The organism is Brevibacterium otitidis (genome assembly GCF_042429315.1).
Taxonomy (GTDB): Bacteria; Actinomycetota; Actinomycetes; order Actinomycetales; family Brevibacteriaceae; genus Brevibacterium; species Brevibacterium otitidis.
The window spans coordinates 1-13,600 of record NZ_JBHMAU010000052.1 but is presented as its reverse complement, the minus strand read 5'-3'; the positions used below and the strand labels follow the sequence as shown (position 1 = coordinate 13,600).

17 protein-coding genes are annotated in these 13,600 nt (G+C 65.1%); all 17 read right to left on the bottom strand.

The window, feature by feature from the left end; all coding sequences use genetic code 11:
• Window positions 1-9 precede the first annotated feature (9 nt).
• The gene (locus tag ACFFN1_RS07990; protein WP_376840156.1) at window positions 10-1,119 is read right to left on the bottom strand and encodes a Gp37-like protein; all 1,110 of its coding nucleotides are present in this window, start codon (window positions 1,117-1,119) and stop codon (window positions 10-12) included.
• Between the two features lie 16 nt (window positions 1,120-1,135).
• On the bottom strand, window positions 1,136-2,683 hold the full coding sequence (locus ACFFN1_RS07985) for a hypothetical protein (RefSeq protein ID WP_376840155.1): 1,548 nt from the start codon (window positions 2,681-2,683) through the stop codon (window positions 1,136-1,138).
• A gap of 2 nt (window positions 2,684-2,685) precedes the next feature.
• Window positions 2,686-6,216 carry an aggregation-promoting factor C-terminal-like domain-containing protein gene (locus ACFFN1_RS07980; RefSeq protein ID WP_376840154.1) on the bottom strand — a complete coding sequence of 1,177 codons (3,531 nt, stop codon included), beginning with the start codon at window positions 6,214-6,216 and terminating at the stop codon, window positions 2,686-2,688.
• A 14-nt stretch (window positions 6,217-6,230) separates the two neighbouring features.
• Window positions 6,231-6,449 (bottom strand): hypothetical protein, encoded by a 219-nt coding sequence (locus ACFFN1_RS07975; RefSeq protein ID WP_376840153.1) that lies wholly within the window; start codon window positions 6,447-6,449, stop codon window positions 6,231-6,233.
• Window positions 6,450-6,706: 257 nt separating this feature from the next.
• On the bottom strand, window positions 6,707-7,045 hold the full coding sequence (locus tag ACFFN1_RS07970) for a hypothetical protein (protein WP_376840152.1): 339 nt from the start codon (window positions 7,043-7,045) through the stop codon (window positions 6,707-6,709).
• An 18-nt stretch (window positions 7,046-7,063) separates the two neighbouring features.
• Window positions 7,064-7,216, bottom strand: a complete 153-nt coding sequence (locus ACFFN1_RS07965; RefSeq protein WP_376840151.1) for a hypothetical protein — start codon at window positions 7,214-7,216, stop codon at window positions 7,064-7,066.
• Between the two features lie 92 nt (window positions 7,217-7,308).
• On the bottom strand, window positions 7,309-7,968 hold the full coding sequence (locus ACFFN1_RS07960; RefSeq protein ID WP_376840150.1) for a phage tail tube protein: 660 nt from the start codon (window positions 7,966-7,968) through the stop codon (window positions 7,309-7,311).
• Between the two features lie 59 nt (window positions 7,969-8,027).
• Window positions 8,028-8,399, bottom strand: coding sequence for a hypothetical protein (locus ACFFN1_RS07955; RefSeq protein WP_376840149.1), 372 nt, complete (start codon window positions 8,397-8,399; stop codon window positions 8,028-8,030).
• The gene (locus tag ACFFN1_RS07950) at window positions 8,396-8,614 is read right to left on the bottom strand and encodes a hypothetical protein (RefSeq protein ID WP_376840148.1); all 219 of its coding nucleotides are present in this window, start codon (window positions 8,612-8,614) and stop codon (window positions 8,396-8,398) included. Before ACFFN1_RS07950 ends, ACFFN1_RS07955 begins: the two co-directional genes overlap by 4 nt.
• A gap of 112 nt (window positions 8,615-8,726) precedes the next feature.
• Entirely contained in the window at window positions 8,727-9,050 is a 324-nt protein-coding gene (locus ACFFN1_RS07945; protein WP_376840147.1) for a hypothetical protein, read from the bottom strand.
• Complete coding sequence (locus ACFFN1_RS07940) at window positions 9,047-9,523, bottom strand: hypothetical protein (RefSeq protein WP_376840146.1); 477 nt, start codon at window positions 9,521-9,523, stop codon at window positions 9,047-9,049. Before ACFFN1_RS07940 ends, ACFFN1_RS07945 begins: the two co-directional genes overlap by 4 nt.
• Window positions 9,516-9,737, bottom strand: coding sequence for a hypothetical protein (locus ACFFN1_RS07935; RefSeq protein ID WP_376840145.1), 222 nt, complete (start codon window positions 9,735-9,737; stop codon window positions 9,516-9,518). The genes ACFFN1_RS07940 and ACFFN1_RS07935 overlap by 8 nt, the downstream gene beginning before the upstream one ends.
• A gap of 3 nt (window positions 9,738-9,740) precedes the next feature.
• Window positions 9,741-10,697, bottom strand: a complete 957-nt coding sequence (locus tag ACFFN1_RS07930; protein ID WP_376840144.1) for a phage major capsid protein — start codon at window positions 10,695-10,697, stop codon at window positions 9,741-9,743.
• Window positions 10,698-10,710: 13 nt separating this feature from the next.
• Window positions 10,711-11,226: a hypothetical protein gene (locus ACFFN1_RS07925; RefSeq protein WP_376840143.1), complete on the bottom strand. Its 516-nt coding sequence runs from the start codon at window positions 11,224-11,226 to the stop codon at window positions 10,711-10,713.
• Window positions 11,227-11,309: 83 nt separating this feature from the next.
• Window positions 11,310-11,621, bottom strand: a complete 312-nt coding sequence (locus ACFFN1_RS07920) for a hypothetical protein (protein ID WP_376840142.1) — start codon at window positions 11,619-11,621, stop codon at window positions 11,310-11,312.
• Window positions 11,622-11,630: 9 nt separating this feature from the next.
• Window positions 11,631-12,851, bottom strand: coding sequence for a VG15 protein (locus tag ACFFN1_RS07915; RefSeq protein WP_376840141.1), 1,221 nt, complete (start codon window positions 12,849-12,851; stop codon window positions 11,631-11,633).
• Between the two features lie 4 nt (window positions 12,852-12,855).
• On the bottom strand, window positions 12,856-13,600 hold a 745-nt coding region (locus ACFFN1_RS07910), incomplete at its 5' end, for a hypothetical protein (RefSeq protein WP_376840140.1).

The following is a 13,600-nucleotide window of genomic DNA, read 5'->3' as shown; positions in this document are numbered from 1 at the left end:
TCCTTCGTCTCACACTGCCGCGATCCGCCGCAGCTGCTTCGTCAGCTTCGTAGTCCGCTTCACCCAACCCGGGGCATCCAACTCCTCGGCGACCGGGCCGACCTGCAGCTTCACCTCGACGCCGCCAGTCGACCAGTCGATCTGCCCAGACTGGACTACGTCGACGATCTCGACACCTGACCGGAGGGACACGGTGACCGTGTCACCGACGGTGAAATCTCGGAGGAAGCGCCGGGCCTGCGTGTCCGTGACCTCCAGGCTGATCGCAGCCTGCTCCTGCCCTTCAGCGAGCGTCTCCTCACCGGCCTTGACCAGCTCGGCGAGCTCATCGGTGTCACGACGGTCCTGGAACTGCAGCGCAGACACCCCCCACTCGGAAGCGTTGCCCGAGACCAGCCGGAGCGTGCGCTGCGCACCCTGGCCTTGCCCAGCAACCAGAACATCCGTCACGGTCGGCGCCTTCCGCTCCAGCTTCCACCCCGTCAGCCCACCCGAGGCCTCAGAGAACCGCACCCTCCGCGACCGATCAGCCACCGGCCTGATCTCGACGCGGACCTGCCCGTCCTCCAACCACGACACGACCCCCAGCTCGGCGCCGAGGATCGACCGCAGCTCCTCAATCAGGGGCTGAAACCTCGACGCCACCCGCACCTGCCGTCCGACACCCGGCAACCCGGCGAGCGCGATGGGTCGTCGTCGAGTGTGGTGGGCGGTGGGTCCGAGGTGCGTGGTGATGAGCTGAGCGGCGATGGTGTCGGCGCGACCGCTCGCAGTCCAGCTGGCGGCGTCGGATTGCTGGTCGGCTGGCCGGGCAGGATTTGGCAGGGTGATGGTGTCTGCCAGCCATGCGAGGTGGGAGCGGCCGGAGATCGTAGTGGTGGAAACGCCGGCTTTGGATTCGGTGGTGATCTGGTCGGGCTGTCCGGAAATGATCTGTTCGCCGGTGTCGGTGTGGAGGGTGATGTGCCAGCCGGGCTCGAAGCGCCGCCAGATGCGGGTGTCAGGCACGTCGATCGTGAATGTGGCTACACCGTTATTGCGGAGGATCACGGTGCCGGAGGCGGTGACGATGCGGCCGCGGCGGCGCAGCTGCCGGTCGTAGAGCGTCGCAGTGAACACCCGAGCTCCTTCCTCGTCAGTGGCCGGCGTGGTAGGGCGGCCGGTACTTCAGGTGGATCGCCGACTGCGGAGTCGCTGCGACCATGGAGAGCTTCAGGCGGTGCGTGCCGGGAGCGAGGTGGAGGACGGAGGGCTCACCGTCGACGCGGTCCCAGAGGTCACCGGATGCGTCGAAGACGTCGTAGTGGTGCTCACGTGAGTCGATGGTGATCGGCTCACGGATCTCACCTGCGATGGAAATGTGCTCGCTGCCGCGGCTGATCTGCACGTCACGGCCGGGACCGACGATTGTCGCGATCGCCTGCACAGGCTCGTCTGCGTCGATGGTGATGACATGTTCGCCGGCGACCGTGGAGGATGAGAGGCGGATCGGGAAGAACGGCAGCGCGCCAGTGGTAGCGACGGCACGCTCGATCGATACAGACCCCGGCCCAGAAACCCACTCGTAGGACCGGCCGGTGCCGGTGGAATCTCCGTCGAAGAACGGTCCGGCCTCCGGGCCCGGTTCGATGAGCACCTCGTCAAGCCACATCGACTCCCCGGGCGGGACATCGCGCAGCTGCCCACCGACGGATCGCAACAGCTGGAGTTGGAACGCGGTCGGCGAGTCGGCGAGTCCGGCCGTGGTGTGGGTGATGCGTCGCCAGTCGGCGCCTACACGATGTGTCGAGGATTCACCGACCGGCTTCCAGTAGGTGTCGAGCTGCCAGCAGGAAACTCGCACGTGAGTCACAGCATCGGTAGCGGCGACCTGAGCGGCCATCGTGACCGTGAAGAACCTCGGCATTGCAGCTGCAGGCTGCGCACTTAGCGGCGAGTTGCCGTCACGAACACCACCCGAGAGGTCAGACCCCTCTGTGGAAAGGTGCGGACTCGTAGCTGGAGTCAGGACATGCGGGGTACCGGTGCCCTCGCCTGCAGTGACACGAAGCGACCGGGAGCCGGATGCCTTCATGCTGACGTCAAAGGCGATGGACTGCGCGTCAGCACCGGTGAATGAGCCGTAGCGCGGTGAGGCGTACTCGCCGCCGGGATTGAGCGCGAGATTGTGCCGTACCGCGTCTTGGGTGAGGCCGGTGATGAAAGGTTTCCGTTGCCCGGTCACCGCGAACTTGTGCTCGACCGCGCCGCCGTAGAACAGCGGGTCCGCGGCCTCGAACTCGATGACCATCGGCTGTGATGTGGTCCGGCGCGCCCAGCTGAAGTCACCCTCCAGACCCGACTTATAGTCGGCGACGATAGACCGGGACCCGGTGACCTCGGAGTAGATCTCGATCTCCGTCGGCCCTGACGTGACAAGAGCTTCTACCCGCCTGCGAAGTGCCTCCAGCTCACCGTAATCGCCAGTATGCACGTCGAGCGGGAACAGCAGAGGCCGGCGCTCCCACCGCTTATGCTGCACCACCGACCCACCGCCGGGCAGATCAAGATGCGAAAGCTCCCGCGGCGGCAGCCCCGTACCCGTCATACCGGGCTTGAGCGTGAACGCGTCCCCCACACCATCGAACGTGATCCTGTCGCCGTTCGCGCCGTGAAGCGTGATGATCGGTCGCCTGTAGACCATGTTCACACTCCCTCCGGGTGCAGTGCCCGCCGCTTCTGCTCGTGCATATCCAGCCGGCGCAGAGCATCATCCATATCCATCGCGTAAAGCACATCGATCTTCGTACCGATCCGCGTGCCAGCCTGATCGTTTCCGAGCTTCGCCCACTGGTCTGGTGTTAACACCGGCTCTGGCTTGCCGGTGGCGTTAAGGACCGTGGTCAGTCCCGGTGGCAGCCAGCCGCCAGAGTCGTAGAGCGTCGGTGTGACTGGGCCGCCGTCGCGGTAGTGGCGGTGACGCTTCCAGTAGTTCATCGCGGGGACGAGGCCACCGAAGCGGTCCTGCGTGTAGCGGACGATCGCGTCGAGCTGCTTGTCGATCGGGTGCTTCGACATCGGCGCGGAGCCGAGATAGTGGCGGGCGTTGGCGTTGATGAACTGGCCGAGACCCGATGCGGTGGAACGCGGGTTCTTCGCCCGCGGGTTCCAAGACGATTCCTTCGTGACGATGAAGTCGAGAGCCTTCCAGCGGGCACCATTGAGCGGCCAGCCCTTCAACCCCGCCCACGCGAGGCCCTGACCGCGGGCAACGCCGCTGCCGACGAAGTTTCCGACCGTGTCGATCGTGTCCTCGACAAAATCAGCGACCTTGAACGCGTTGTCCTTGATCCACTGGATCGGCGCCTCGATCATCTTCTTCGCACCGGCACCGATGAGCTTCCCGAATGGGGAGCCACCGACGCCCTTGGCGACCTTGTCGAACAGCTTCTTGAAAGGATTCAGGAACGACCCGATGTCGACTCCGCCACCACCAGAGGCAGCGCCAGAGAAGTCTCCGATGTCTGCACCTTTCGAATTGTCGATATGCATGTGATTGAAATGGCCTTTTGCCCGCCAGATCACTCGAATTCCGGGGAATAGGCGTTTGAATTCGGCGACATGCTTGTCAAAGAATGCCTTCTCAATCGCATTCTCGCCACCCGGACCATAGTTCAAGTCGACGGCGCGGTCCTGGTAGTGCAGCGAGTTCTTCGAGTGCCCGGACCGCACCGCGCCTCCGAACGCTGGATGCCGGGAACCGCGGGCGCCCTTGCGCACCCACCAGTTCGCGGCGTCGATGAGCGTGCCGCCCTTGGCGAGTGCCGGCAGGAACGGCTGCGCGCCATTGTGAAGGGCGAGCGCGCCGCGGCGGGCGAGATTGCGCAGGTGATAGACGGCGTCATGCCCTCCGGCTCCGCGCACTTCTCGGGCTGTCCAGACGTGCTCGTTGTGCGAGAGCATCGCCGGGATGGAGTCGGATGTCTCGCTGCCAGGGCCAAGCACTCGTCCGCCTGCACGGAATCCCTTCGGGAGCTTGAACGGGTCGACCTTGTCGACTCCGAACTTTTCAGCGATTTTGTTGAAGCCGCCGATGATGCCCTTGTTGATGATCGTGTCGACGACGAAGCGGACTGGTTTCTTTGCGACGTCCCGGATACCCTCCCATGCCTTGCTGATCGCGTCCCTGCCTGCGCGGAAAGCGTCTGGGACGGTGTTTTTGATCGCGTTTGCCAGCGGCGAGAAGACCTTGTCACGGATGAAGTTCCAGGCGGTGGAGATCGCGTTCTTGATGCCGTTCCAGACCGGTGTGATGACGCTATCGCGCAGCCAGGTGAAGACCGGGCCGAGGGTGGCGCGGAGGAAGGACACGACAGCGTTGAAGACGATCTTCGCGCCAGTCCACCAGATGCGTATCGCGTTGCCGATCCAGGAGAACACCGGGTTGATGACGAAGTTGTACAGCCAGGTAAACACCGGAGCAAGAACGGTGCGAACGAAGGCGTTGACGGCGGCGAAGATCACCTTGATGATGCCCCAGGCGAGCTGGATCGCGACCCGGATGCCCTCCCATGCGAACGCCGCCACTGTGGCGAGGAACTGGAAGGCCGGGGCGAGGATGTTGCGGACGACCCACATGACGGCGTTGAACACGCCCTTGATGACAGCCCACCAGATGCCGATGTACATCTGCATTCCGGTAAAGACGGGCTTGACGATGTTCTCATAGAGCCAGGAGAAGATCCCGCCGATCACCGAGGTCGCCTGCGACAGCGCCGGCCCCACGCTGGTCTGGAACCATCCGATCACCGCGGCCACGGCGGTCTTGATGCCGTCCCATGCCGGTTTGATCGCATTGTTCCACAGCCACAGCGCACCGGCAGCGATGCCGTCCCACACCTGCTTGAGCACAGGCCACACCGTCGTCTGGAACCAGTCGACCACCGCGCCGACCGCGGTCTTGATCCCAGCCCAGGCGGCATCGACCATGTCACGGAACCAACCGACCTTCTTATAGGCGAGCACGAAGATCGCGATAAGGGCTGCGATTGCGATGATGACCAGCCCGATTGGGTTGGCGGCGAGCGCGGCATTGAGTCCGGCTTGGGCTGCGGCGAGGCCGTTGGTGACGGCGATCCGGATGGAATTGAGGAGGACCTCGCGGGAGGCCCACAGGTAGGACACCCAGGACAATGCGTTGTGGATCGCGAGTCCGGCGTTCCAGAGGAGGTAGGCGGCGGCGACGACACCGATGATGGTGCCGAGGGTCTTGAGGAGGCCGATGTGCTGTCCGAGCCAGCCGATGGTGCCGATGATCGCGTTGGCCATGCCGATGAAGACCGCAGTGACGACGGGCATGGCTTTGGCGAGCAGCGCGCCGAAGGCGTCGGCGAGTGGGCCGATCGCCTCTCCGAGCTGGTCGAGGACGGGCATGAGGGCGTTCATGCCGTCGCGGGCGGCGTTGAAGATCGGTTCGAGGATGCGAGCGCCGATCCGGCCGAGGGCAGCCATGGTGTTCTTCCACGCGCCCTGGAATGTTTCACCGGACTTGAGGGCGGCACCGCCCATGCCGGCTTCCATCGCTGCGGCGAAGGTCGCGAAGTCGACCTCGCCCTTGGAGACCATCTTGCGGACCTCGTCGGTGGTGACGCCGAGATGGTCCGAGAGGAGCTGCAGGGCCGGGATGCCGCGCTCGGAGAGCTGGTTGAGCTCATCGCCCTGCAGCTTGCCGGTGGCTGCGACCTTGCCGAAGATCGCGCCCATCTCGTCCATGCCGATGCCGGCGATCGTGGCCGAGTCGGCGACGGTCTTGAGTGTCTTCTCCAGCTCTTGGCCGGGCTTGATCCCGGAGGCGACGAGACCGGCGGCGACCGTGGCTGCCTCGTCCAAACCGAATGCGGTGCCCTTAACCGAGTTCAGGCTGTTGTTCATGATCTGCTCGACGGTCTTGGCGTCGTGGCCGAGACCTTCGAGCTTCTTCTGGGCGTTCTCGATAGCAGTCAGCCTGCCGAAGCCCTTGGCGAGCGCGATGCCGAAGCCGGAGGCGATCGCACCGCCGGCGGCGACGACACCGGAGATCGCGAGGCCTTTGAACCCTGCCGTGAGGAGTCCCCCGGAGCGGCGGCCCTGCTCCCGGAAGTCGCCTTCGGTGCCGCGCAGCGCGGACTTCGTTGCCTTGTGCAGGCCCTTGAACGAAGGAACGATCTGGACTGCTGCTGTTGCGATAGGACCTGCCACGATCGCCCCTCCCTCTATTCGGTTTCGTATTCCCAGGGGACAAGCCTGCGCAGCAGTCCCCGGTTCTTCTCGATCGACCTGCGTTGCCGTTCCGCCTCGATCGCAGTCGGCGGTGACGGGATCCGGGTCGGTTTGCGGCTCTTCTTGCCCTGGGTGGCGACTCCGGTCTGGATCGCTACCAGTTCTTCGAGGACAGCGTGCAGCTTCGTGAGCACCACGAAGCTAGCGGTCATGTCTCGGACCTCGGGAACCCACTGCGTTGACTGCTGCCTGCCGGCCTGCCTGTCGGCTTCCTCCTGGTCTACGACCCGGGCAGCGACCTCAGGGTCGCTGAGGATTGCCTGCCGATACCGGGACGCCGGTGACAGGCCCTGCATCAGGTCATCGATGCGAGCGAGCTGGCGGGACCGCCAGAGCTGGTGCAGATCGAGACCGTAGACCTCCTGGAAGTCCGCGCGCAGGGCCTGCCGATACCGGCTGACCTGGTCGACTACTCGGTAAACCCCTCCGGGCTGCCGAACAGCTCCTGCATCACCGGCCCGATAGCGTCGCCGATTGCCTTGAGCTGCCAGATCGTCGGTGAGAGGTCTTTAAAACGGGCGAAGTCGTTCTTCGGCAGCAGCAGCCGGACCATCGCCCACAAGTCACCACGGTTCATGTCCCGATAGGCTTTCATCACGTCATCGGGCATCAGGTCGGCGATGTCGATCGTCTCGAACCGCTCCCCCTTGAACGCGAACAGGTAGGGGCGAGCTTCAGCGCCGAGCTCGATGCTCGAAAGGTTGATATCGATTGGCCGGCTGTCGGCGACCTTCTTCTTCTCTGCCATGTCAGGTGCTCCTTAGTGTTACTTCTTGTCGGACTTCTTCTCAGCAGACGCCGGCGCGGACCGGGTCGGCTTCACGCGGGTGTATCCGCGCGCTTCGAGGTTGTACGCCTCGCGCGGCACCGTCGTGGTGACGGTGTGATCGCCCTTGCTCAGCGTGATCTGCTCAGCCATCACTTCTCCTTCAGAGGTGCTGTCAGGTGAGAATCGGACGGGTAGGCCCGTGGGGCCGCGGCACCTGACACTCGCGACCCCACGGGGATCTGTCAGCCGCCGATCTCGAAGCCCATCGCCTTCGCATACTTCTTCGCGCCCGGCCCGGCGATGATGTTGCGGATGCTGTAGCCCAGCTCCGGATCCGTGAATGCCGTCATGGTCATGCCGTACTTGAGTGCGTCCGACGACGACCAGGACTGCGACTCGACCTCGGTGACCTGCACGCGAGGCATCTCCTTGATCATGAAGATCTCGTCCTCACCGACACCGTCCGACCCAATCAGGCACAGACGGGCATACGGTCGGGCAGCGTTCTCCGGTTCGGAAAAGACGATCGTGCCGGCGACAGTGGCCTTGACCCCGGAGAGGTCGAGGCCGTGGTACTGCTCCAGCACGACCCGGTTCGTCTCGAGAGCGGTGAACGAGACGGTGCGGGTGGTCTTGACGATGTCGATGCGCACCGGGGACGAGTAGCCGTGGCCCTCAACCTCCTCAGTGTCCTGATCAGAGCCGAACTCGTAGCCCGAGTCCTTCTCGACGATGCCGAGCCCGGCGAACTCTGTCGGCAGCTCCTGCAGTGCGCCGTTCTCATCGACCCACGCATCGGGCATCGACGTGGAGTAGGGAGCCAGCACAGCCGCACCATCGAGGACCTTGCGGATGAGCGACTGGTTGTGCGTGGCGGTCTTGATTTCCTGCATGGTGGCCATGTGACCCTCCTGAATGACGAAGGCACCCCGAGTCTCGGGGTGCCAATGGTTTGTTCTTCTCAGACAGCTCGCGTATCGACGTCCAGCGTCGCGTTGAGCATCACGACGTCCGGATTGGCATACGGCACCTGCTTGAGTGCGATGTCGACACGGACATCGTCGAGCAGCCCCGCCGCGGTGCCGTGCGGCTGACTGGTCAGGTGAGCGATCACAGTGCGGGCGAGCGTGCGGGCATCACCCAGATCGGCGGCGTAGAACTCGAACGCCGCCTTGTGCGTCGCCAGATAACCGTCGTCCTTCTGGGAGACGGTGACAAGGATCGCCGGCAGGTCATCCTCGAAGCCAGGTTCGAGATGGGCATACACGTGCTCGGAGCCGGTCAGGCCGGTCACGATCTCTTCGAGCGCTGCCTGCACGTCAGGATGGATCATGAGAGCCTCACCCCATCGAGCGCGCCCAACGCCCGGTAGAGGGTGCGGTTCTTGCCGCCGAACACCCGTTCGAGCTCGTGATCGTTGATTACCAGCGCGCCAGCACGGCGCCTCGTCTCCCGCGCCTTCGCCATCTCGACCATCCGCGGCTCCGACCGGAACGCCGCCTGGTAGCCGCGGCGGTCAGACGCTGCGCGGATCCGCGGTGGCGGCATCGCCCGAGCAGACTGCTCTACCCGGCGAGCCGCCTCCATGCAGATGCTCGCGACGCCCGCGGACTGCGCCAGCGACGCCATTCCAGCCTTATTCTCCCGGTACTCCATTGCCCTATCCCCTGAACTTCTTCAAACGGATGACGGTGCCTTCCAGACGGCCGGTGTACGGCGACAGCCACTGCTGCGGCTCGCCATCGACCACCCAGGTGCCAGCGACCGGGGCTGGTGTGACGATGTGATCGAGATCGGTGACATCAAGGTCGATGCGGTGCGAGTACAGCACCGCCCGGGTCTCGGTCGACTCACGCTGCTCGCTGTCCTCAACGGACTCTCCCGGCGCGTAGAACGCCCGGAAGCGCAACGGCGACGACGGGGCGGCCAGGTTGCCGTGCCGGTCACGATTACGGCCGCGGACACGCTCGACAATGACCCTCACAGCCGGTCATCCCCACCAGGAGCCAACCGACCCGGCCCATTGACCCACGCGCCAGCCAACGGGTTCTCCGTCCTTGGTTCAGGACCCGGCGTGACCGTGAACGCCCGCTGGCCAGCACGCCGCCCCAGCAACCTGCGCCGGTCATCATCCGTTAAGGCGAGCGCGCCGGGTTCGTCGCCGCCGTAGGTGCGGGAGATGTTGAACGGGCCGGTTGCCTCTGCCTGGGTGCGGATGCCGTCGGGGTTGCGGAGGTGGCGGTGGATGACGAGGACGGTGGTCAGCGTGATGCGTCGGGGGGTGATCTGTCCTGACTCGACCCGCTCGGCGAGGTCAGGGAACTCGGAGAGGATGAGGTCCTCGACGTCGGCGATGAGCTCGGCGAGCAGGTCGTCGGCGGCGGGTATCTCGTCACCGATCCAGCGGGCGGTGACCTCGTCCGGGGTGGTCCATGGCTGGGCGCCCAGGCTAGTCATCGTCGCCTGGCTTCGGGACGCGGCGGCGAGCGCCGGATGGTTTGCGGGTGGTCTTAGTGGTGCGCTTGGACGGCGGCTGGGTGTCAGGTGTGGTTTCCTGCTCGTCGGGCGCGGTGTCGAGGTGTTCCCAGCCGAGGGCGCGCATGGCGGCGATCCCGCTGGCCGGGACGTCGAGGACGTCCCGGCCGTTGGGGCCGATCATTCGCTGTGCCATCGGTCAGCCGCCTGTTCCGTCACCGGCAGCGGCTTCCGGGGTGAGGACGCCGGCCGGGAAGGCCTTCTGGCCGGAGACCCGGGCCAGAGGCTGGGCGATCTGGAAGCCGACCCGGAACACGACGCGCAGCGCCTTCGAGTCCTGCTGCATGAGGTTGAAGACGACCTTGCCGGTGGCGTCGGTGATCACACCTTCGCGGAAGAGGTCGAAGGTGATGTCCTGTCGGACACCGACGACGACCTTGCTCCAGTCGGCAGCGATGAGCTCGGCGGCCTCGGCGCTCCAGGCGCCGTTGGTGACCTCGTTGAGCGGGTAGCCGTAGAGGCCAGACGGTGCGCCGGCGGCCAGGGACGGCGTGTAGATCGGCTGACCGTTGGCGTCGCGGAGGCCGACGAGCTTCCACTGCAGTCCCGGTCGGGATGCGAAGCCGTTGACGGCTACGCCTGCGATGGAGACCTTCTCGGCCAGTGCTGCGACGTCGGCGCCGAAGTCGTCGTGTGTTCCGACTGCCAGGGTGTTGCCGGCGGCGATTGCGCCGGGCACGAGGGCGGTCGGCCACGAGTCGGGCTTGTCGGTGCCAAACAGGGCGGCCTGGTCGACCTTCTGGCCGATCGCCTCAACGAGCAGCGGCTTGATCTCGTCCCACAGCGGGATGTCCGAGTCGTCGATGAGCGCATCGGGAATCGGGACGATCACGGCGAGTTCCTCGGCGGTGATCGTGACATTCTCCCAGGCGGCCTTGGTGGTCTGCTTGAGGCCGGTCTCACCGTCGACCCAGTAGGCCTCCGGCAGGGTGGAGAGCACCGGCTGCTTGGCCTTCTTCTTCGACAGCGGCACCTTGCGGCCGCGTTCGAGGATGACGGACTTGCCCGGTGCCTCCTGGATGATTTCCTTGGTGGTCTGCTCGGGCACCATGGCGTCGGTGACAGCCGCGGTGCCGATGATGTTGTCGTATGCCATGTTGGCTCCTCATTTACTTTCGCTGCAGTTGGTCCCGGAGCCAGTCTCCGGAACCGGTGGGCTTGCTCTCACGGCCCAGGCGCGGGTCGGGAGAGGTCGATGGGACACGGCTGGCTTTCAGCCGGGCGGCGAGCTTCTCTGCCTTCGCGTTGATCTCGTCAGGGCTACCGCCGCCGATGAGCTCAAAGTCATCAGCGGACAGGCCATGATCGAGTGCGGCCTTGGCGAGGGCGGCTTGGGTGATCGCTGAGTCCCGTTCCTTCTGCAGGGCGGCGAGCGCGTCGTCGGCCTTCTGCTGTTCGGTCTTCTGCGATTCCTGCCACTTGTCGAACTGCTTGGCCTTGTCGGCATTAGCCTTCGACTGTGCCTCGTGCTTGCGGGCCATGGCCTTCCACTTCTCCACCTCCGAAGCAAGGTCTGGCTGCTCGTCACCGGTCTGGTCACGGCCCCTGTCGGTCCCATGCTCAGCCCGGCCTGCAGGCTCCTTGCCCTCGGTGGCGTCCGTGGTGTCGGTTGTCGTGTCGGTCATCGTGGTCCTTCCCATGTCGGGGTATGCAAAACCCCCCTGCCATGTCGGCAAGGGGGTTGATGAAAACTCTGTGCGGCGCGGGGTCAGGCCGTCTCGGAAGCGGTGGGGCGTGCGATGTGCTCTTCGAACCGGCGACGGAATGTCCTCAGATCCGCGAGCTCTTCAGGATCGTCAGCGAGCAACTGCTCGACCTCGCCAGATACCTCAAGGGTCCTACGCGCCAGACCTTCCGGCACCTGCACGTCAAGATCGACAACGGCCGCCAGAGGAATTGTGAAAGCGAGCGCAGGATCCTGTCCGACGAAGAAGCGCGACTGCCCGATAGGCGCGCCTGTGGCCTCTTCGATGAGGTCGAAGAGGTCAAGCGTCACCTGCTGGAAATCGCGCACTGCCATGTTCCGATTCTACTCCGAGTGCCGAACGCGCGGGATTGCTGTCGGCAGCGGTGTGGCGCGCTGGCTTTTCGGGCGAACTGTCAATGCACCATCGCCTGCGACGGGGTAAAACGATCTAATCCGCCAGCTTCCATCACCAGCACGTCCTACTATCGCCTCCACAGTCAGGCCTCCTTCCACTTCCCTCCGGAAGAAGAATGCTCCCCCGACATCTCCGAAGATCGAGGTCGGGTCTCTCATGACCGCCCCGAGGTGCCGGCTGAAGTCCTCGCGCGTATATCCAGCCGGGAAGATCGTCTTCGGCACGTTGAGCCAGTCAGAGTCTTGCGCCCAGTGTGCAGCGTGGTCGACAAGATGCCCACCGCGGCCGCCGCCGATCGTCGAAATGTGCTTCCACAGCCGCGATCGCGACAAAGGTATGTCATCGAATGTGAACGGCACTTCCTGCCCATCGACAGTGAGACGGTATCGGCCCTTCGAATCCCGGCCCGGGCGCGGCCTGTCTCCCAGCCCACCGTCCTGCACGAAGTTAAAGAACTGCTGGAGGCCCTCCGGGGACGGATTCCCGCTGTCGTCCGGATAGTAGAAGTCGTAGTACGCCTTCCGCGCCGCCTGCACCAGCGGTGGGAGCTCCTCCCCCGGATACTGCGGCTCCGAACTGCACTTGCACCGGTCGTGGTACCGCTTATGCGGACCACCGACGGTGTCCTTCGTGTAGACATGCCCGCGCGTCGCGAGCATCATGCACCAGCCGCACGCGCCGGCCTCTGGCACTCGGCGATAGAGCGGCCGGCGTGGATCTCGTCGGACGTTCTCCATCACGGTCGTGCCCTCGGTCTGGCGCATCAGGCGGGTCATCGCCGCGCGCACACGATCGACAGCGCGGGCGTAGTCCTCCCCGGTGTACTGTTCACCGTTGATCGGCCGGAGCGCCCACCGCAAGCTCCCGGCGATCTGCTGCTCGTTCGGGTCCCACACGGGCTCCGGTGTGAACAGATCGTTCAGGCTCGCGTTCGTGCGGGCAAGCGCATAGAACTCAGCAGTCAGCTCCGCGGTGACTGTTCCGTGGGCCTTGACGACCTCGGGGATCGCCGTGAGGATGAGGTCTTTGGTCTCCTTGCCAGGTGCACCGTGGGCGGTGGCCATGATGCGGTCGAGTGTAGAGATGAGGTGCCCGTCGAGAGTGTCGCGGGCCGACCGCCACTGCGCACGTTGGCTTGCGGTGAGCACAGACTCACTGGTCCTGTGCGTCGGGCAACTCTGGAGCGCTGCGGGCCGTTACGCCTTCCTGCGTGGCGTGGCCGCGCCTGGCGGCGATCTCCATAGCTGCCTCGTCTGGCTTCTGGGCAAGCAGCGCCGCGGCGAGACTGGACGCATTTCCCTTCTCACGATCACGCTTGAGCCGCTCCAGGTCGGTCGGGTCGAAGCCGAGCCGTTCGAGCGCGACATCCGAGCTGGCCATCCACGGGAACGACGAGACCAGCTTCGTGGTCGCGTCAGCGGTCGCGGCGTCGGTCGGGGTGGCTGGGTTGGCCCACTTGGTGCGCAGCCCGTCGAGCTCGGCGGGCACATGGCCGTCACGCAGCAGCAAAGCGTCCTTGATCGCGCCGGCCCACTCCGGACCGAAGTTCGAGCAGCGGCGAGCCGCCCTCTTGACGTGGCGAGCCTCGAATGCGCGGATGGCGTCAGCCGATGGCGGGTTCTCGGTGACGAACCCGAAGTAAGTCGGCGGGATCGCTGCTGAGGAGGCGACCATGATCGAGAGCATCTTGATGATCTCGATGTACGGTGCCGGCGAGGCGGGGTCGAACTGTCCGACTTTCGGGTCCTTGGCCTCGTCGTCGTCCTCATCACGCGACAGCGCGAGGAACCGTCCCATGTAGGTCTGCCAAGGTGTTGCTCTCGACCCGTCTGGACGTTCGAATGCCTCCTGCTTCGCGCCCATGATCCAGCGCTGCGGGGCGGAGTAGAACTCGCGG